Annotated in this window: 19 protein-coding genes and 1 tRNA gene; 7 read left to right on the top strand and 13 right to left on the bottom strand. The window is 54.4% G+C overall.

Features of this window, described 5'->3' with window-relative positions:
• Window positions 1-26: 26 nt before the first annotated feature.
• From gudD to FBY13_RS14590, 3 genes are read right to left on the bottom strand one after another with little or no spacing between them, the layout of a single operon-like run.
• On the bottom strand, window positions 27-1,358 hold the full coding sequence (gene gudD / locus FBY13_RS14600; protein WP_063880761.1) for a glucarate dehydratase: 1,332 nt from the start codon (window positions 1,356-1,358) through the stop codon (window positions 27-29).
• Window positions 1,359-1,368: 10 nt separating this feature from the next.
• Window positions 1,369-2,715, bottom strand: coding sequence for an enolase C-terminal domain-like protein (locus FBY13_RS14595; protein WP_109717026.1), 1,347 nt, complete (start codon window positions 2,713-2,715; stop codon window positions 1,369-1,371).
• A 9-nt stretch (window positions 2,716-2,724) separates the two neighbouring features.
• Entirely contained in the window at window positions 2,725-4,068 is a 1,344-nt protein-coding gene (locus FBY13_RS14590; RefSeq protein ID WP_096011748.1) for an MFS transporter, read from the bottom strand.
• Window positions 4,069-4,579: 511 nt separating this feature from the next.
• Between FBY13_RS14590 and garD the strand changes: the two genes are divergently transcribed.
• Window positions 4,580-6,139, top strand: coding sequence for a galactarate dehydratase (gene garD / locus FBY13_RS14585; protein ID WP_145394504.1), 1,560 nt, complete (start codon window positions 4,580-4,582; stop codon window positions 6,137-6,139).
• Window positions 6,140-6,261: 122 nt separating this feature from the next.
• Here garD and FBY13_RS14580 read toward each other — a convergent pair whose 3' ends face one another.
• From FBY13_RS14580 to syd, 4 genes are all read right to left on the bottom strand, one after another.
• Complete coding sequence (locus tag FBY13_RS14580; RefSeq protein ID WP_063880765.1) at window positions 6,262-6,708, bottom strand: flavodoxin; 447 nt, start codon at window positions 6,706-6,708, stop codon at window positions 6,262-6,264.
• Window positions 6,709-6,720: 12 nt separating this feature from the next.
• Window positions 6,721-7,500 (bottom strand): tRNA pseudouridine(65) synthase TruC, encoded by a 780-nt coding sequence (truC, locus tag FBY13_RS14575; RefSeq protein ID WP_063880766.1) that lies wholly within the window; start codon window positions 7,498-7,500, stop codon window positions 6,721-6,723.
• Complete coding sequence (locus FBY13_RS14570) at window positions 7,494-7,829, bottom strand: YqcC family protein (RefSeq protein ID WP_063880767.1); 336 nt, start codon at window positions 7,827-7,829, stop codon at window positions 7,494-7,496. Before FBY13_RS14570 ends, truC begins: the two co-directional genes overlap by 7 nt.
• Window positions 7,830-8,409: 580 nt before the next feature.
• Entirely contained in the window at window positions 8,410-8,958 is a 549-nt protein-coding gene (gene syd, locus FBY13_RS14565) for a SecY-interacting protein (protein ID WP_145394503.1), read from the bottom strand.
• 61 nt (window positions 8,959-9,019) lie between these two features.
• Between syd and queF the strand changes: the two genes are divergently transcribed.
• From queF to xni, 3 genes are all read left to right on the top strand, one after another.
• Window positions 9,020-9,865, top strand: coding sequence for an NADPH-dependent 7-cyano-7-deazaguanine reductase QueF (gene queF / locus FBY13_RS14560; RefSeq protein WP_063880769.1), 846 nt, complete (start codon window positions 9,020-9,022; stop codon window positions 9,863-9,865).
• A gap of 169 nt (window positions 9,866-10,034) precedes the next feature.
• A complete protein-coding gene (gene ppnN / locus FBY13_RS14555) occupies window positions 10,035-11,399 on the top strand; it encodes a nucleotide 5'-monophosphate nucleosidase PpnN (protein WP_014605152.1) in 1,365 nt (454 codons plus the stop codon).
• 33 nt (window positions 11,400-11,432) lie between these two features.
• A complete protein-coding gene (gene xni / locus FBY13_RS14550; protein WP_145394502.1) occupies window positions 11,433-12,191 on the top strand; it encodes a flap endonuclease Xni in 759 nt (252 codons plus the stop codon).
• A 39-nt stretch (window positions 12,192-12,230) separates the two neighbouring features.
• Here xni and rlmM read toward each other — a convergent pair whose 3' ends face one another.
• The 4 genes from rlmM to FBY13_RS14530 form a co-directional block, all read right to left on the bottom strand.
• On the bottom strand, window positions 12,231-13,331 hold the full coding sequence (gene rlmM, locus FBY13_RS14545) for a 23S rRNA (cytidine(2498)-2'-O)-methyltransferase RlmM (protein WP_063880771.1): 1,101 nt from the start codon (window positions 13,329-13,331) through the stop codon (window positions 12,231-12,233).
• A complete protein-coding gene (locus FBY13_RS14540) occupies window positions 13,324-13,719 on the bottom strand; it encodes a DUF423 domain-containing protein (RefSeq protein WP_096011753.1) in 396 nt (131 codons plus the stop codon). The genes rlmM and FBY13_RS14540 overlap by 8 nt, the downstream gene beginning before the upstream one ends.
• A 51-nt stretch (window positions 13,720-13,770) precedes the next feature.
• The gene (locus tag FBY13_RS14535; RefSeq protein WP_063880773.1) at window positions 13,771-14,688 is read right to left on the bottom strand and encodes a transcriptional regulator GcvA; all 918 of its coding nucleotides are present in this window, start codon (window positions 14,686-14,688) and stop codon (window positions 13,771-13,773) included.
• 335 nt (window positions 14,689-15,023) lie between these two features.
• Window positions 15,024-15,245 (bottom strand): YgdI/YgdR family lipoprotein, encoded by a 222-nt coding sequence (locus tag FBY13_RS14530; protein WP_063880774.1) that lies wholly within the window; start codon window positions 15,243-15,245, stop codon window positions 15,024-15,026.
• A 211-nt stretch (window positions 15,246-15,456) separates the two neighbouring features.
• Between FBY13_RS14530 and csdA the strand changes: the two genes are divergently transcribed.
• Together csdA and csdE are read left to right on the top strand one after the other, a co-directional pair.
• On the top strand, window positions 15,457-16,665 hold the full coding sequence (gene csdA / locus FBY13_RS14525) for a cysteine desulfurase CsdA (RefSeq protein WP_145394501.1): 1,209 nt from the start codon (window positions 15,457-15,459) through the stop codon (window positions 16,663-16,665).
• A 2-nt stretch (window positions 16,666-16,667) separates the two neighbouring features.
• On the top strand, window positions 16,668-17,117 hold the full coding sequence (csdE, locus tag FBY13_RS14520; RefSeq protein WP_063881241.1) for a cysteine desulfurase sulfur acceptor subunit CsdE: 450 nt from the start codon (window positions 16,668-16,670) through the stop codon (window positions 17,115-17,117).
• On the opposite strand, the gene tcdA is transcribed toward csdE, so the two are convergent.
• On the bottom strand, window positions 17,114-17,914 hold the full coding sequence (gene tcdA / locus FBY13_RS14515) for a tRNA cyclic N6-threonylcarbamoyladenosine(37) synthase TcdA (RefSeq protein WP_063880776.1): 801 nt from the start codon (window positions 17,912-17,914) through the stop codon (window positions 17,114-17,116). The two genes, csdE and tcdA, sit on opposite strands and share 4 nt — an antisense overlap.
• 49 nt (window positions 17,915-17,963) lie before the next feature.
• Window positions 17,964-19,112, bottom strand: coding sequence for a murein transglycosylase A (gene mltA, locus FBY13_RS14510; RefSeq protein WP_063880777.1), 1,149 nt, complete (start codon window positions 19,110-19,112; stop codon window positions 17,964-17,966).
• A 204-nt stretch (window positions 19,113-19,316) separates the two neighbouring features.
• On the opposite strand from mltA, the gene FBY13_RS14505 reads away from it, so the two are divergent.
• Window positions 19,317-19,393, top strand: a tRNA-Met gene (locus FBY13_RS14505).
• The last annotated feature ends 37 nt before the right edge of the window (window positions 19,394-19,430 follow it).

Below are 19,430 nucleotides of genomic sequence, written 5' to 3'. Positions count from 1 at the left end.
GGCTTCCTCAAGGAAGCCCAAAAAAGTTAACGCACCAGGCACGGGCGCTTGTTATCAAACGTCCACTGCGGGATCAGGAACTGCATCGCCTGCGCATCATCACGTGCGCCCAGACCATGCTTTTGATAAAGCGCATTGGCCTGCATGACCTGATCCATATCCAGTTCAATCCCCAGCCCCGGTGCCTGCGGCACCGCGACCATGCCACCTTCAATCTGGAAAGGCGTTTTGGTCAGTCGTTGATTGCCTTCCTGCCAGATCCAGTGTGTATCAATGGCGGTGATCTTGCCCGGTGCGGCAGCGGCAACGTGGGTGAACATCGCCAGTGAAATGTCGAAATGGTTGTTGGAGTGCGAACCCCACGTCAGGCCAAACGCGTGGCACATTTGCGCCACGCGCACGGAACCCTGCATCGTCCAGAAGTGCGGGTCCGCCAGCGGAATATCGACCGACTGCAAAGATAAGGTGTGGCCCATTTGACGCCAGTCAGTGGCAATCATATTGGTGGCGGTAGGCAGGCCGGTTGCCCGTCGGAATTCAGCCATCACTTCGCGTCCGGAATAGCCCTGCTCTGCGCCACAGGGATCTTCTGCATAGGCAAGCACGCCTTTAAGCTGCTTGCCCAGCGTAATAGCTTCGTCCAGCGACCAGGCTCCGTTGGGATCAATAGTGACGCGCGCCTGCGGGAAGCGTTTCGCCAGCGCCGTAATCGCTTCTGCCTCGTCGCTGCCGCTCAGCACGCCACCTTTGAGCTTAAAGTCGTTAAAGCCGTATTTTTCATAGGCGGCTTCAGCCAGACGCACCACCGCATCGGGCGTGAGCGCTTCCTGATGGCGCAGGCGATACCAGTCGCAGGCATCGTTGTCCTGGTTCTGATAGCCCAGTGAAGTCTTATTGCGATCGCCAACGTAAAACAGATAACCCAGCATCTCTACTTTGTCGCGCTGCTGCCCATCGCCCAACAGCGAGGCCACATTAACGCCCAGATGCTGCCCCAGTAGATCCAAGAGTGAGGCTTCGATCCCGGTAACCACATGAATCGTGGTGCGCAGATCAAAGGTCTGATTACCCCGACCGCCGGCATCGCGATCGGCAAAGGTGGTGCGAACCAGGCTCAGGATGTTTTTATATTCGCCAATCGTTTTCCCCACCACCAGCGCCGCGGCATCTTCCAACGTCTGACGGATTTTTTCGCCGCCGGGAATTTCACCTACGCCGGTATGGCCGGCGTTATCGTTAATGATGACGATATTTCGGGTGAAGAAAGGTGAATGTGCGCCGCTCAGGTTCAATAACATGCTGTCATAACCGGCGACGGGAATAACCTGCATGGCGGTAATTTTCGGTGTCGTATTCATCTGTTATCCCTTAAGCAGAGGCCCGGCCAAACGCCGGGCGTTTACGGTCAAATGTCCAGCCGGGTACCAAATACTGCATGGCCGTGGCGTCATTGCGCCCGCCCGCTGGCAGTGATTTGTAGCGTTCGTTTGCCAGGCGGAGTTGTTCCCAGTCCAGTTCAATACCCAGGCCTGGCGCATCTGGCACCGCAATTTTTCCCTGACGGATCTGCAGCGGATTTTTCGTCAGGCGCTGATCGCCCTCCTGCCAGATCCAGTGGGTATCTATCGCGGTAGGTTTACCGGGCGCGGCGGCACCGACATGGGTGAACATCGCCAGGGAAATATCGAAGTGGTTATTTGAGTGACAGCCCCAGGTTAAGCCCCATTCATCGCAAAGTTGCGCGACCCGCACGGCACCGCTTAACGTCCAGAAGTGCGGATCGGCCAGCGGGATATCAACGGCATTCAGCATCAGCGCATGATTCATTTCACGCCAGTTGGTGGCGATCATGTTGGTGGCGACCGGTAAGCCAGTGGCACGACGAAACTCGGCCATCACCTCGCGTCCTGAATAACCCTGCTCAGCGCCACAGGGATCTTCCGCGTAGGTCAGCACATCCTGCATGCCCTTGCACAGCCCGATCGCTTCGTCCAGCAGCCACGCGCCATTGGGATCGACGGTGATTCGCGCCTCGGGAAAACGTTTTTTCAGCGCCTGCGCGGTCGCGATCTCCTGTTCGCCCGGCAGCACGCCGCCCTTGAGTTTGAAATCTTTGAAACCGTATTTATCCTGTGCCGCTTCCGCCAACCGGACAACGGCCTCGCTACTCAGGGCTTCCTGATGACGCAGGTGATACCAGTCATGCTGTGCCTTCTCGCCGGTCAGATAAGGCAAATCGGTTTTACGGCGGTCACCTAAGTAGAACAGGTAGCCCAAAACGGTCACCTCGTCGCGCTGCTGACCCGGACCGAGCAGCTCAGCGACCGGAACCCCCAGACATTGTCCCAGCAAGTCCAGTAATGCAGCCTCCAGTGCCGCGACCGCGTTGACGCGCAGTTCAAACGTCCAGGCGCCTTTGCCAAAGGTATCGAAATCGGCGGACTGGTTCCCCTGATGAACCTGCTGCACCAGCCGGTTCATGCGAGCGACCTGCTGACCAATCACCTGGGGTACGGCGTCCACCAGGGTTTGATAGATGGTTTCGCCGCCTGGCGCTTCACCCAGCCCGGTGTGTCCGGCGCTGTCAGTCAGGATCACGATATTGCGCGTGAAGCAGGCATTATGGGCCCCACCAATATTCAGCAGCATACTGTCATAGCCAGCCACAGGAACGACCTGCATATCGGTAATCACGGGCGTTGATTGCGTATTCATGCTGGCTCCTTAACGTGTTTTCAGTTCGATGCGCTTGATGTTATCCACCAGCACCAGATAACTAAGCACGGCAACGAACGCGTGAATGCCCACATAAACCAGCGCACCGTTATAAGAACCGGTAGACGCAATGATGTAGCCGATTGCGATAGGCGTGACGATGCCGGAGACGTTGCCAAACATGTTGAACAGACCACCGCTCAGCCCGCTGATCTCTTTCGGCGCAGTGTCCGCCATCACGGCCCAACCCAGCGCACCGATGCCTTTACCAAAGAAGGCGGTCGCCATGAACAGAACCACAACCCAGTCCGTCTCAACATAATTACAGACCACCATGGAGGTAGAGAGCAGCATCCCAAGGACAATCGGCGTTTTACGGGCAATATTCAGAGAGCCGGTTTTGCGCATGAGCCAGTCGGATATCACCCCACCGAGCACACCACCGATAAAGCCGCAGAGCGCAGGAACCGAGGCGACAAACCCCGCCTTGAGGATCGACATGCCACGCGCCTGTACCAGATAGACCGGGAACCAGGTGATAAAGAAGTATGTCAGGGCGTTGATACAGTACTGACCGATATACACACCGATCATCATGCGCGATTGCAGCAGTTGCTTAACCTGGAACCACTTATCACTTAAGCTGACTTTTTGCTTCACGCTTTTCTGATCCATGTTGATCAGCGCGCCGCCCTGCTCCATGTATTCCAGTTCTGCTTTGTTCACGCCAGGATGATCGCAGGGATCGTGAATCACTTTGAGCCAGACGAGGCTCAAAATAATCCCCAATCCCCCCATAAACCAGAACACGTGCGCCCAGCCCACGGCAGAGGTCAGCCAGCCCATAACTGGCGCAAAAATCACCGTAGCGAAATATTGTGCAGAGTTGAAAATTGCCACTGCCGTCCCGCGTTCCTGAGCCGGGAACCAGGCCGCGACAATACGGCTGTTGCCTGGGAATGAAGGCGCTTCAGCCAGCCCCACCATAAAGCGCAGCATAAACAGCGCCATCACAATGGTGTAGCCGCTGAACAAGTCCACAAAGCCTTGCAGCAGGGTAAATAACGACCAAAGGAAGATACTCCAGAAATAGACGCGCTTAGAACCAAAGCGGTCCAGCAGCCAGCCGCCGGGGATTTGTCCGATAACATACGCCCACGAAAAAGCAGAGAAGATAAAGCCCATTCCCACCGGGTCGAGGCCGATATCTTTTGCCATCGCCGAACCCGCAATAGACAACGTGGCGCGGTCGCCGTAATTGAATGAGGTCACAATAAACAGCATGACCACGATCCAGTAACGCGCGTTGGTACGTTTTTGTACCGCCTCCGTTGTCTGGTGATAACTACTCATGATGCACTCCTGAAATATAGCGAAAGCCACATTCGCTCTGACTGCATACACATCGCGTTGGGTATCAGAGAGATGTAGGTTAAACACGGCGATTTTTTTAGTGGCAAACCGATAATGCGTCGTGACAAATAACCTGCCCGGGAAAACGGAAATCAGTATATGAAGCTGATTTGGTTGAGGCATTGGAATATCACCCTGGAATAAGGTGAAAAGGAGGGGGCTTTTTTGTGCCGTTGCATAAAACGCTGCGGAACGTTTCACGTATTTTGTAAAAAATCACAAAAAGCGCGCCCAAACGCGAGGAGATAACTGGCTTTGTGAGAATCTTCACTTGATTTAGTAAAAAGACATTAAAACTGCGTCACCAGAACGCCGAATATAGGTCAATTGCACAATGTGCGGGCGGTATTGCCTCTTTATACTGACCCTGGCAGATACCGAACCTGTGACACCTGGCTTATCATAATGAATGCGCCGCGCAAACAAGGCGCTACCCACTGGAAGGTGAGCGATGACCCCAACATCAAAAGAACAACCGCTCTGCATCAAAGTTCATGAAAATGACAATGTTGCGATTGTGGTGAACAGCCTGGGCCTGGCCGCGGGCACCACGTTTAGTGATGGATTGACATTGATTGAGCATGTCCCCCAGGGACATAAGGTTGCGCTGCAGGCGATTCCTCAGGGCCAGGCCGTGCTGCGTTATGGTGAAGTGATTGGCCTTGCGATTCGTGATATTGCCCAAGGCAGCTGGATCGATGAATCACTCATTGCGCTTCCGGACGCGCCCGATTTGCAGAGTTTGCCTCTGGCAAATAACGTTCCGCCTGACCTGCCGCCGCTTGAAGGTTATACCTTTGAGGGTTATCGCAACGCCGACGGCAGTGTAGGCACACGTAATCTTTTAGGCATTACCACCAGCGTTCACTGTGTGGCGGGCGTGGTAGATTATGTGGTGCAAATGATAGAGCGTGATTTACTGCCCCGTTATCCCAACGTGGATGGTGTGGTTGCGCTGAATCATTTGTACGGCTGCGGTGTGGCGATCAACGCCCCTGCGGCGGTCATCCCTATCCGTTCCGTCCACAATCTGGCCCTCAACGCGAATTTCGGCGGCGAAATCATGGTGGTCAGCCTGGGTTGTGAAAAGTTACAACCTGAGCGCTTACTGGCCGGTACGCCCGACGTGCAGCCTGTCTCGCTGGATGAGGAAGATATTGTGCGTTTGCAGGATGAGAAACTGGTGGGCTTTGGCGCGATGGTGGATGAAATCCTTCAGGTGGCAGAACGCCATTTGCAGCGGCTGAATCAGCGCCAGCGTGAAACCTGTCCGGCCTCTGAATTAGTCGTGGGGATGCAGTGCGGCGGCAGTGATGCCTTTTCCGGCGTAACGGCGAATCCCGCAGTGGGGTTTGCGTCCGACCTGCTGGTGCGCAGTGGCGCGACCGTGATGTTCTCTGAGGTTACCGAGGTGCGCGACGCGATTCACTTACTGACACCGCGTGTGATCAATCAGGAAGTGGGGCAGCGGCTGATTGAAGAGATGGCCTGGTATGACAGCTATCTTGATCAAGGCAAAACCGATCGCAGCGCCAACCCCTCTCCCGGCAACAAGAAAGGCGGGCTGGCAAACGTGGTGGAAAAAGCCCTTGGCTCCATTGCCAAATCAGGTCGCAGTCCGATTGTGGAAGTGCTGTCCCCGGGGCAACGCCCTACGCGGCGTGGACTGATTTTTGCCGCCACGCCCGCCAGCGATTTTGTGTGTGGAACCCAGCAACTGGCCTCCGGCATCACCCTGCAGGTTTTTACCACCGGTAGGGGAACGCCTTATGGTCTGGCTGCAATTCCGGTGATTAAAATGGCGACCCGCAATGCGCTGGCGGAGCGCTGGCATGACCTGATGGATATTAACGCCGGCACCATTGCCACAGGTGAAGAAACCATCGAGCAGGTTGGCTGGCGGTTATTCGAATTGATTCTGGACATTGCCAGCGGCAGAAAACAGACCTGGTCAGATCGCTGGGGGATTCGTAATCAGCTGGCCGTCTTTAATCCCGCGCCGATAACCTGAGCAAGATGCCGTTATGACTGCGCTAACGGAACGGCCCGCACGGCCTGATCCCGTTAGTCAGAATGGGCTGCCGCCCGTTTAGCATGGGACGGCAGCGAAACAGCAAGGCTGACATGCGCTTATCAGAGCTGTTTGCCCCATTGCTCAACCCATGGAGTGGTAACGGATTCAGGTTCCGGATCTTCCGTGGCATCCACCAACAACACCTCCCCTACCCGTTTGGCTTGATGCTCCTGCAACAGGGCGTCAAAACGTTTGCCCGCGCCACAGAAGTTTTCGTAGCTGCTGTCGCCTAGCGCAATGACGCCATAGCGCAGTGTCGGCTGGTGGCCCAGTTTGTCCTGCACGTCGTGGAACAGGCCAGAAATCGTATCCGGAAAATCGCCCTGACCCGTGGTTGACGTAATCACTAAGGCGACATCCTCTGCATAGCCTTGCCAGTCGGCTAACCCAGGATCTTCAAAAATCTTCACGTCATGGCCTTGCTGCTGCAAAACCGGTTCTGCTTCTTCTGCCACCAGTAATGCATTGCCATATACGGTGCCTACAAAAATACCAATTTTCGCCATTTCTCTTCCCCTTTATTCCGTCACGCTATCCTGACCTGAGCCAGCCATAAACTCAACCCGTGGCACATCAGGTAAACAGGCCTGCCAGCCAAACTGATCCAGAACGCCCTGCCAGACAGCATCCAGCCCGGCACGAATCACCAGGGGTGCTTTAGTCACAGGATGGCTGAGCGCCAGGCTGCTGGCATGTAACATTAAGCGATTAGCGCCAAAATGCTCAGCTGCGCCGCGGTTCTGACGCAAATCACCATGGGCTGAATCACCGATGATGGGATGGCGCAAATGGGACATGTGCCGACGCAACTGATGTTTACGACCGGTTTTCGGTTTGAGCTCAATCAGGCTGTAACGTGCGGTGGGATAACGACTGACCGCAACCGGCATCTCTACCTTTGCCAGCGCATGATAATCGGTCACAGCAGGCTGTGGCACGCGCGCATCAGTGACAAATTTGTCGGCGATTTTATCCAGTTCTTCAACCAACGGATAATCCAGCCGATCGCTGCCTTCAAGCCAGCCACGTACCACGGCGTGATAGGTTTTCTCCATGTGGTGATGCTCAAACTGCTGTGACAGCAGGCGGCCCACTTCACTGGAAAGGCCCATTAACAGCACGCCCGACGTGGGGCGATCGAGCCGGTGCGCCGTAAAAACATGCTGGCCTATCTGGTCGCGCACCGTCTGCATCACAAACTGGGTTTCGTGGCGATCGAGCCAACTGCGGTGCACCAGCCAGCCGGCAGGTTTATTCACCGCCACCAGCCATTCATCCTGATAAATGATCTCTAACATCCGGCAGACTCATCCTCCAGAAGGGCATCCAACTGCTGTAACGTGAGGAGCAGCAGCGAACGACCGGGCTGCTCAGGCGTTAAGGCGACCTCAAAATAGGGCGCGACCGCGAAGTTCTTTGGCAAAGGTTGCCGGGCATCAATGATGGCCCGAACGCGCGGAATCAGTACCCACTGTAACCATTCCAGCGGTTGAAGTGTGTCGAGGAAAAAAGGTTGCTCGCTGGTGAACGCCTGAGCGTCTGGTGCAGCAGTCTGCCAGAGATTGTGCTCGTGCATTATCGCTTCGACCTGCTCGAGCCGTTGAATAATTAAGTGTTCCAGCGTCATGCATCACCTCTGACTGGGGAAAAATGGGCGGCAAGCATAACCCGCAGGCACAAAAAAAGGGAGCACTGTCATTAAACAGTGCTCCCGGTTCGTTTGCAGCTTTCCGGCTACGTTAGTGCTCCCTGCTCATCCGTGACAACTTTTCCCGTGCGAACTCCATCCGCGTATCATCCTGATCAATCCTTAGCCTCCTGGCCCGCCGCCTCTTCTGAGGGGCTCTCATTCTCCATCCTGGAGGTGTCCATTAACTCAGTCCTGAGTGTCCTGCTTCATCCTGAAGCCTTCCTTGTGACGTAAACTCCGTTACGTTCCGGCCTCCTGGCTACCGTCATCCTGACGGCTCCTGTTGTCCAGGACATCCTGTCCGCGAGTGATATTCTCGTCAGAAACTACTCAAGGCACAAGGTGTTAAAATGATTTATAACCTTACCTTATAGAAGCAGCCCATCAGCGCAGCTAATAAGTTAATGATTTACAATATTTTTACATCTTTTCGGCATGAAGGACGCGTGAATTATAGAGCGATCTCTCACAGAGTTTGTAAGAGATCTCTCACACGGCTGCTAGCAGATATCTGTAACTAGTCACTAAGCGGTTGTAAATTATTGAGAAAAGAGGGGATATCGGACGCCAGCGTGACGCGCTTTTTCTGCCCGGGTGTTTCCAGAATGACATTCCCGCTGATGTTACACAGCGAGATAATGTTCTCTTCAGAATCCGTGGTCGCGATAAACAGGGTCGGGGCCTGTTTCAGACGTCGCTGCATCACTAAATGACCGATCAGGTTTTCCTGCAATCGAACAAAGTCCTCTTCGCTCCAGACCTGCAGTAACGTCAGCCTGTTTTTTTCATAGCTGGCGCGCATGTCTCCGGCGAACTGGCTGGTATAAAATGCGGTGATTTGCGGATCGAGCTGGATCTCCAGCGCTCGCTCAACGGCATCCAGCGATGGCGGCAGGCTAAAGGGCTGGGGCTGCCAGAGGGCACGCTCTCCACGGTTCTCCAGCAGGCAGGGCGAGGGTACGCCATACAAATCACTGCTGGCCGGCGCATGGCCGTAATCCTGCTGCCAGTGCTGGCAGTATCGGGTGGTGAAATCGATTAAGGCGTCAGCCGTTTGCTGCATCATTCAAATTCTCACTTCTGATAGGTTACACTTACTCACTTTGATGACCTCAGTGGTAACCGTTATGTCTTCTTATCAGCCGGACCCGGCGCTTAGCAATCTGACGCTGGGCAAGCCCACAGCTTATCACGATCGCTACGACAACAGCTTATTACAGGCGGTGCCTCGCAGCATGAACCGCGAGCCGCTCGGCCTCTATCCTGATAACCTGCCCTTTACAGGTGCTGATATCTGGACGTTATATGAACTTTCGTGGCTCAACAGTAAAGGTGTTCCGCAGGTTGCGGTGGGCGAAGTGGTGCTTGACGCCCGGAGTCACAATCTTATCGAGTCCAAGAGTTTCAAGCTCTATCTTAACAGCTTTAACCAAACCCGCTTTGCCGACTGGGGCGAGGTACGCCAAACGCTGGAGCAGGATCTGCGTGCCTGCGCGGAAGGTGATGTACGTGTCGCGCTGTTTCGGTTAAATGAAATTGAGGGCCAGCCTGTCGGGCACTTTGCGGGCGACTGCATTGATGAGCAGGATATCGAGATTGAAGATTATGGCTTCAATGCCGATTATCTGGTTGATGCTGCTGGTCAGGAGCGGGTGGACGAAACGCTGGTCAGCCATCTGCTTAAGTCTAACTGCCTGATCACCAACCAGCCTGACTGGGGCTCGGTGATGATTCGCTATAAGGGCCCACGGCTCAATCGCGAAGCGCTGCTGCGCTACATCATTTCATTTCGTCAGCATAATGAGTTTCATGAACAGTGCGTTGAGCGTATCTTCAATGACCTGATGCGTTTTTGTCAGCCGGAACAGCTTACCGTTTACGCACGCTATACGCGCCGTGGCGGACTGGATATCAATCCCTGGCGCAGTAACGTGGCCTTTACGCCCGGTCATTCTCGTCTGGTACGTCAATAGTTTGCGAGATATTTCTCAGGAAGTCAGTCAACTATCCGGTTCCACTTGAGCAAGCCCTGCCCACAAGGCTACTCTGGGCAAGGCGGTTAACAGTGGATTGCCGACCAGGGATTTTCGTCACTGCATTTGCAGTGTCAGCCATCACCCTCGCGGGTGCAAAGGAGTTCATTTGATTACACATGTCAGCCCTCTTGGCTCTATGGATCTGCTCTCCCAGTTGGAAGTAGATATGCTGAAGCGCACAGCCAGCAGCGATTTGTATCAACTCTTCCGTAACTGCTCGCTCGCCGTGCTCAACTCCGGCAGTCAGACTGACAGTAGCCATGAACTGCTGTCGCGTTTTGAGAACTTCGATATCAACGTGCTGCGCCGCGAGCGCGGTATCAAGCTGGAACTGATCAATCCGCCTGAAGAGGCCTTTGTAGACGGCCATATTATTCGTTCACTGCAGGCCAACCTGTTTGCCGTGCTGCGCGATATCCTGTTTGTTAACGGCCAGTTAGCCAGCTCTGGACGCTTACCCTGCGCAGAAGACAACGATTCGGTCATGATTACCAACACCGTGTTTTCCATTCTGCGTAATGCCCGGGCATTGCACGTGGGCGAATATCCCAATACCGTTGTCTGCTGGGGCGGCCACTCGATTAACGCGGTGGAATACCAGTACTGTCGCAACGTGGGCACGCAGTTGGGCCTGCGCGAACTGAATATCTGTACCGGCTGTGGTCCGGGCGTGATGGAAGCCCCAATGAAAGGTGCAGCGGTAGGTCATGCGCAGCAGCGCTATCGCGACAGTCGCTTTATTGGTTTGACCGAGCCGTCGATTATCGCGGCTGAACCGCCTAATCCACTGGTGAACGAACTGATCATCATGCCGGATATCGAAAAGCGTCTGGAAGCGTTCGTACGTATTGCACATGGCATCATCATCTTCCCTGGCGGCGTGGGGACGGCAGAAGAATTCCTTTATCTGCTGGGCATTCTGATGAATCCGCAAAACGAACATCAGGTTCTGCCGCTCATCCTGACCGGGCCGAAAGAGAGCGCGGACTATTTCCGTGTGCTGGATGACTTTATTGTCAGTACGCTTGGGGAGCAGGCACGTAAGCATTATCAGATCATTATCGATGATGCCGCCGAGGTCGCCCGCCTGATGAGAAAAGCCATGCCGCAGGTGAAAGAGCATCGCCGCGAAACGGGTGATGCCTACAGCTTTAACTGGTCAATTCGCATTGCTCAGGATTTGCAGGTGCCCTTTATGCCGACGCATGAAAATATGGCTAACCTCAATCTCTATACCAATCAGCCGCCGGAAAAACTGGCTGCCGACCTGCGCCGGGCGTTCTCCGGTATCGTTGCGGGTAACGTGAAAGAGATGGGCATCCGCGAAATCCGCGAAAAAGGCCCTTATAAACTGCACGGTGATGCCGACATCATGCACCGCATGGATGAGCTGCTACAGGGCTTTGTGGCACAGCAGCGTATGAAACTGCCCGGTACTGCCTATATCCCGTGCTACGAAATCATTAAGTAAACCAGGAGGCAGCCTGCGGGCTGCCCTTACCTTATGTCACATCACTTACTTATTGTTGATGCACTCAATTTAATTCGTCGCCTGCATGCCGTGCAGGGCACGCCCTGTGTGGAGGGCTGCGTTGCGGCGTTGCGCCAGCTTCTGGGACACACGCGCCCCTCACATGTTGTGGCAGTGTTCGACGGCGAGGCCCGTCATCAGGGATGGCGGCATCAGTTGTTACCCGACTACAAAAGTGGCCGACCGCCGATGCCGGAAGAGTTACAGGCTGAAATGCCCGCCCTGCAGGAGGCTTTTCGGGCGGTGGGCGTCAGTTGCTGGATTGCCGAACAGGATGAAGCCGACGATCTGGCCGCCACGCTGGCGGTAAAAATGGCGCGAGCTGGACATCAGGCCACCATTGTTTCTACCGATAAGGGCTACTGCCAGCTTCTCGCTCCGGCGATTCGCATCCGCGATTATTTTCAGAAGCGCTGGCTGGATTTGCCGTTTATTGAAACCGAGTTCGGCGTTGCACCGTCCGTTCTGCCCGACTATTGGGGATTATGCGGCATCAGCAGCAGTAAAATCCCAGGCATCGCGGGCATTGGCCCTAAAAGCGCCCGGGAGCTACTGCTACAGTTTGGTTCACTGGAATCTCTGTATCAGCAGTTGGATCAGGTTCCGACAAAATGGCGTAATAAGCTGCAATCAGGCCAGGAGATGGCGCTCATCAGCCGCGATGTTGCCCGGCTGAAGCAGGATTTAGTGCTGGAAGGGAATCTGAATTTACTGCGTTACCATGGCGATTAACATCACCAGGCCGGGCGCAAGGGCACCCGGCGGTGGTGATTAGCGCTCGTCGCGACGGCCACCCATGGCAGCCCAGATACGACGGATGTGCACCGTTACTTCTTCACGATCGTGGTAGAGCTGGCGCGCGCGAATCTGCGCATTGATCCCATTTTCAGTGAGACGCTCCTCGATCATGGCCAGATTCTGCGTCACTTCTTCATAACGCTTCTTCATGGGCAATTTCAGGTTAAAAATGGCTTCCCGGCACCAGCCATTCACCACCCAGTCCGCCATCAGATTCGCCACGCGTGCAGGTTTTTCCACCATGTCGCACACCAGCCAGCTGATGTTGGTGCGGGGCGGACGGAAGCGGAAACCGTCTTCACGTTCATGGAACACCTGTCCGGTATCCATCAGGCTCGGTGCCATAGGGCCGTTGTCCACCGCATAGACCATCATGCTGCGCTGAACCAGTTGATACGTCCAGCCGCCAGGACAAGCGCCCAAATCGACAGCATACATCCCGCTGCCTAAACGCTCATCCCACTCATCGGCTGGCACAAAAACGTGAAAGGCTTCTTCCAGCTTAAGCGTTGAGCGGCTTGGCGCGTCAGACGGAAACTTAAGACGCGGAATGCCCATATAAAATGGCGAATTGTTTTCTGGCAGCGAATAGCCCACGTAACAGGTGCCGGGGGCGATAAAGAACACATGCACCACCGGACGTTTTGGGCTTTCGTAGTTGAGCAGAATGTTGCTCTCACGCAGGCTGGCACGTAACGGCACGGTAAACTTACGGCAGAATTTGGTCAGCTCTTTTGCCTGGTTGGTGTCCGGAACTTCAACACGCAGCTCTCCGCCTTTCTCCACCACGCCGCTTAACATGCCAACGATGGGCGAAATGCGATCTTCCTGAGGCAGATCGCGCAGCAGTTCACCGACGACCAGCATCTGGCGGGCGAAAATCAACGTGTCGAACGGCAGTTCACGGATCAGCCTTTCCGCATCAGGCTGCTGATAACATTCAAACAGAACATAACCGGCATCCTCTTTTACCCGAGGAAAGCCGTAAACGTTATGCTCTGCAGCTTTAGCACTAATTTCTGCTGCACACTCTTTTTCAAAGCCGGAGCGGCAATACAGTAAAACTTTATTCATGGCGTTCTGCCTTGGTTTTAAGACGCAGCGCGCCAATCAACATCAATAGCCAGCCAATCAGGAAGAACAATCCCCCGACGGGCGTGATAAAGACAAAAAACGTTAAATGCGACAGCGCCAGCGAGTAGAGGCTGCCGCTGAACAATACGGTTCCCAGCGCCATAGATGCACTGCTCCAGTAAAACCAGATGTTACAGCGATACAGCATCGCCGCACCCAGCCCCAGTACAGCCAGCGTATGGTAAGCCTGGTATTCCAGCCCGGTATGAATCCAGGCCATTTCAGTGGCGCCCAGCGTTTTATTCAACACGTGAGCACCAAAAGCACCAAATGCCACCAGGAAAAAACCGCTGATGGCCGCAAAAATAAACATGGCACGTCTGGACATCAACCTATCCTCAAGGTGCGTTTGCAGGTCCCTGCAAAAAAATCAAAAACATTACTGATCATAACGAAAGCGGAATTTTTCTTGTTCGGTTGCCGCTTTGGCGAGAATCCACTGTCGAAAGGCGGCTATTTTACCCAGTTCTGCCTGACTGTCATGACAAACCAGATAAAAAGCATTTTTGCTCACCAAAACGTCATTAAACGGACAAATCAACCGTCCCGCTTCAATTTCGCTTTGCGCCATGACGTTATTGGCTAATGCCACGCCCTGTCCATGAATAGCCGCCTGCAGCACCATGGCGCTGTGACTGAAAATGGGGCCCTGTTGCACGTTGATGTGCTGAACGCCCAACTGGCGAATATAGGACTGCCAGTCGCGGCGCGAGGCATCATGTAGCAGAGTAAAGCGGGCAAGATCCATGGGGGTTTTAAGCGGATTCTCCCCAGTCATCAGCGACGGAGAACACACCGGCAGCAGGTATTCTGCATAGAGTTTTTCTACCCGCAGTCCGGGCCAGTTGCCCCGGCCATAGAAAATCGCCACATCCACATCATCAGCCAGTTTCTCTTCATCCCGGTCCACCGCCTGGATACGGACATCAATGCCCGGATAAGCCATATTAAAGCTGGAAAGGCGCGGCACCAGCCATTGAATAGCAAAACTCGGCAGCAAACTGACCGTGAGCGCGCCTTTAGCACTGCGTGCCTGCAGTTTGCGCGTGGCCTCATTGAGGGCAGTGAAAATTTCTTTGATGTCCAGGTAGTAGCTTTGCCCTTCTTCCGTGAGCAAAAGCGAACGATTCCTCCGCCTGAACAGCTTTAATCCCAGAAAATCTTCCAGCGATTTAATCTGATGGCTGACGGCAGCCTGGGTGACAAACAGCTCTTCAGCGGCTTTTGTAAAGCTTAAATGGCGTGCTGCGGCATCGAATACCCGCAGTGCATTAAGGGGAGGAAGACGTTTTGACATGGTTTTCCGTAGCCAGCCTGGCAAAAAATACGCGAACTAATACAAAGGCATTACGTATTAGAATTTATAATCCGAGACATTATAAATTGTCCGTTGAGGAAGCTCCAGCAAATACCTATAGTTGCGCTACTTCCAGAGCCGGAACGAAAAGTTTTTAGATTTGTGAGTGAGTTCGCAGATTTTCTGAAAGCTTTTGGCTTGTGGTCGTGATGTTGTGTTTGCAATTTTGATCGGACCTTTACAGATCAAGCTTTTTAATTCCTGTAGATTTACCCTGTCTGTCCATTGTGATATTGAGTAGCACCGCAAATTGCGGTGCTTTTTTTATGCGCTGACTACTTCGTTTCAACCATCTCTTTCACATCTGAACGGTTAATTTGCTGCTCATTGCCATTCGCATCTTTATAGCTGATCATACCGGTGTCAGTATCGACCTTTGGTTTGCCTTCAGCGACGATCGTGCGGCCATCATTGGTATGCATCACGTAGTTGCTTGAACAGGCAGCCAAAGTAAAGGCCATTGTACAAACGGCCAACATTGCGGCGAGTTTTTTCATCTTCTATCTCCTTGCAGATTGATTGCACCAAACCCCCCGCGTTACGCTGACCAAAGAGACGGTCAAGTGGGATCGACTGTAAGTATGTCGTATCGCCATGCGGGTTAAGTTTATACCTTGCAATACTCAGCATAACCCGCTTTTCCAGCTTTGCCAGACAGATAGCCATCTTTCAGCCTTAATCTGAAAATTAACAACCTATGAGCCACGTATGAGCGCCTTCAATCCTTCTTCATTTCGTCAGCAGTTTCCAGCGCTAAACGATGCCGATGTTTATCTCGACAGTGCCGCTACCACGCTGAAACCGCAGGCGGTGATAGACGCGACGCAGCAGTTCTACAGTCTGAGCGCCGGTACGGTCCACCGCAGCCAGTTTGCTGCCGCACGCCAGCTGACAGCCCAGTACGAACAGGCGCGTGGCACGGTGGCGCACTGGCTTAATGCCGCCAGCGATCGCCAGATTGTGTGGACGCGCGGCACCACGGAGGCGATTAACCTGGTTGCCCACGGCTGGTTAGCCCCGCGTTTACAACCTGGCGATGAAATTATTGTCAGTGAAGCGGAGCATCACGCCAACCTGGTGCCCTGGCTGATGGTCGCCCAGGCCAGCGGTGCCCGGGTGGTGAAATGGCCGATTGGGCCCGATCGCCTGCCAGATATGTCACAACTGCCCGGATTGATTAACAGCCGGACTCGCCTGTTGGCGATCGGACAGATGTCCAATGTGACCGGCGGCTGTCCGGATTTAGCTCAGGTCATCGCGCTGGCCCACGCGGCAGACGTAAAAGTCATGGTGGATGGCGCGCAAGGTGTGGTGCATTGCCCGCCGGATGTGCAGGCGCTGGATATTGATTTCTATGCCTTTTCCGGGCACAAACTTTACGGGCCAATGGGCATCGGCGTGCTGTACGGGAAAGCCGAACTGCTGGAAGAGATGATTCCCTTACAGGGCGGCGGTAAGATGCTGACGCAAGTAGATTTTACCGGTTTTACCCCGCAACCGGTGCCCTGGCGTTTTGAGGCCGGTACGCCAAATGTTGCGGGTGTGACCGGGTTAAGCGCTGCGCTCAGTTGGTTGCAGCAGCTAGATATGCGCAAAGCCGAGATGTGGAGTCAGCAGTTAGCCAGCCTTGCCGAAGAGCAGCTTGCTGAGCTGCCCGGCTTTCGAAGCTTCCGCTGCGGCAGTGCCAGCCTGCTGGCCTTTGATATTCAGGGCATTCATCACAGCGACATCGTGACGCTACTGGCAGAGCACGGTATCGCCCTGCGAGCAGGCCAGCACTGTGCTCAGCCGCTCATGGCGGCGTTAGGCGTTGAAGGCACGTTACGCGTTTCGTTTGCACCTTATAATAATCTTCAGGATGTGGATGCGCTGCTGCGCGCCATGCACAGCACCATCGCATTGCTATCGGAGTTTTGATGATGACCGCCCCCCTGTTAGCGCCCCACCCGTTCGGTGTGGAAATAACCCCGGCTGATTTGCAGGCAACCTTTTCCCGCTTTCATCAGTGGGAAGATCGCTACCGGCAGTTGATTTTGCTGGGTCGGCAGTTGCCCGCTTTACCCGACGCGTTAAAAACGCCGGATATTGAGCTGAGCGGTTGTGAAAACCGCGTCTGGTTCGGCAGTCAGCTGTGCGAAAAGGGTGCTCTGCACTTTTATGGTGACAGCGAAGGTCGCATCGTGCGCGGTTTGCTGGCCGTGCTGCTGACCGCGGTGGAAGGCAAAACGCCCGCGCAATTGCTGGCGTCCGATCCGCTGGACCTGTTTGAAGAACTGGGCCTGCGCGCCCAGCTCAGCGCCTCACGCAGCAGTGGCCTGAAAGCGCTGGCTGACGCCGTGCAACAAAGCGCACAGCGGTTGCTGGGTTAAGCCTGGCGCGCCGCGCGCGCCAGAAACTTCTTCAGCGCATGGGATACCGCCACAAAGCCGAAGGTGGCCGTCACCATGGTTGCTGCGCCAAACCCCGATTCGCAGTCCATTCTTTTCGGCCCTTCTGCCGTGCTACGTGAGGCGCAAACCGTGCCATCCGCCTGCGGATACACCAGCGCCTCGGTAGAAAACACACAGTCGATGCCCAGCTTGCCTTTGCTGTTCTTTACCACGCCTGACTGCTTCAGACGCTCGCGCAGTTTGGCCGCAAGAGGGTCCTGAATCGTTTTGGCCAGATCGCTCACCTGGATTTGCGTCGGATCGATTTGACCTCCCGCGCCGCCGGTTGTGATCAGTGGGATCTTATTGCGCCGACACCAGGCAATTAACGCGGCCTTGGGGCGGACGCTATCGATGGCATCGATCACATAGTCAAAATCGGCCGCCAGCAGCGTGGCCGTGTTATCCGGAGTAATAAAATCATCAATGCACACCACCTCACAATCAGGATTAATTGTGCGCAGGCGATCCGCCATCACTTCCGTTTTGGCTTTGCCCACGTTGCCGCTAAGCGCATGTATCTGACGATTGGTATTGGTGATACAGACATCGTCCATATCGATCAGGGTTATTTTGCCAATCCCGGTGCGCACCAGCGCCTCTGCGGCCCAGGAGCCAACGCCACCAATACCGATGACGCAGAAATGCGCATCGGCGAACAGCTGCAGCGCCTGCCGGCCATAAAGACGTGCCGTACCACCAAAACGCTGGTGCCAGGCATCGTTTAACACTTTCATAATTAAACCTGTTACAGAGTGCGGGCCAGCGCGCCCGCAGCATCAAGAATTAGTTAGCACCTAACAGCATGGTGCCGTTGTTACCGCTCTGAGCATTGCTGAACAGCGGCTGCCCAGCGCCAGGCGCAGACTTCAGCACCCACACGCGACCATAATGGTTATAGAAACCGGCAAGATGAGCAGCATCCGGACCTACGCCCTGATAAATATCGAAGTGCTGGCCTTTAATTGCACCACCCACATCCAGCGCCACCATCATCCGCATCTCATATTTACCGTTGAATTTGCCCTTTTCATTCAGCTGCGGCACTTCTGCCAGCAACACCGTTCCGGCAGGAATCAGGGAACGATCTGATGCCACAGAGGCTTTCGCCACCAGCGGTACAGCGCTGGCGCCGCGTACCGGCACATAGGATTCAGGTTTGAAGAAGACAAATGAAGGATTGGTTTCTAACAGCGCACGCACTTCCTCTGGGGAATGCTCATCCGCCCACTGGCGAATCGCCTGCATGGACATGTCTTCACGCTTAACTTCGCCACGGTCAATCAGCTCTTTACCGATGCTATGATAACCCCAGCCGTTTTTCCCGCCATAACCAAAAAAGCTCATCGGACGACCGTCGCCGAAATCGACGTAGCCACTGCCCTGCACATCCATAATGAAGTTATCAATAAGTGAATTACTCCAGGCAATCACATAACGATCGTCTAACCCACCACTATATATAGAAGAACGACTGGGCAGCTTTTGTCCGCGTTTGCGTGGCGGCATCCGGTAAATAGGGTACTGGAACTCGCCCTGTCGCGTGTAGCGCGCCTCGACCACCGGTGTGTAATAGCCCGTGAACTGCACGTTGCCGTAATTATCGGTGCCTTCCATCTGAAACGCATTCAAACCAAACTGCCGCAGCTGACGCGTATCGCCACCGGCTATCAACCAGTTCTCGACCGCACTGTACGTACTGTTGTTGCGGCCAAACAGGGCAGATGACGTGGACTGAATCTGCCGCACCTGTTCGCCAAAATCTCTGCCATTAACCGGACGGCCTTTGGCGTTAGGTTGATTGACCAGGGCAAGGGGCTGCTCCAGTTTACCGTCTTTATACTGTTGACCCCGATCGGTTGGCTTAGAACTACAGCCCGCCAGCAGCGCTAAAAATGCGCCAGTAAGTGCATACTTCGCCCAATGTCCTTTCATCTTCATCTCTTTTTATGACTGTTCGCCACGCGACGATAGCAAAGCCATCATCATAATGAAATCCATCCTGTTTGGTCATAATGGATATCGGTTCAATAAATCATCAAACGGGGGAATCCTTCAGCAATTAACAGCAAATTTAGCCTTTTAGGGCAAAAAGGGGTTGCAACAATCATCGTGCGGAGTATAGTGCGCATCCACGGACGCGGGGTGGAGCAGCCTGGTAGCTCGTCGGGCTCATAACCCGAAGGTCGTCGGTTCAAATCCGGCCCCCGCAACCAATTCTTCTGTGATAGTGCTCAGACAGAAGAAACAATG

Source organism: Pantoea sp. SJZ147, assembly GCF_007828605.1.
GTDB lineage: Bacteria > Pseudomonadota > Gammaproteobacteria > Enterobacterales > Enterobacteriaceae > Pantoea > Pantoea allii.
The sequence above is the reverse complement of the archived record's forward strand: the minus strand, read 5'-3'. Positions and strand labels throughout refer to the sequence as shown.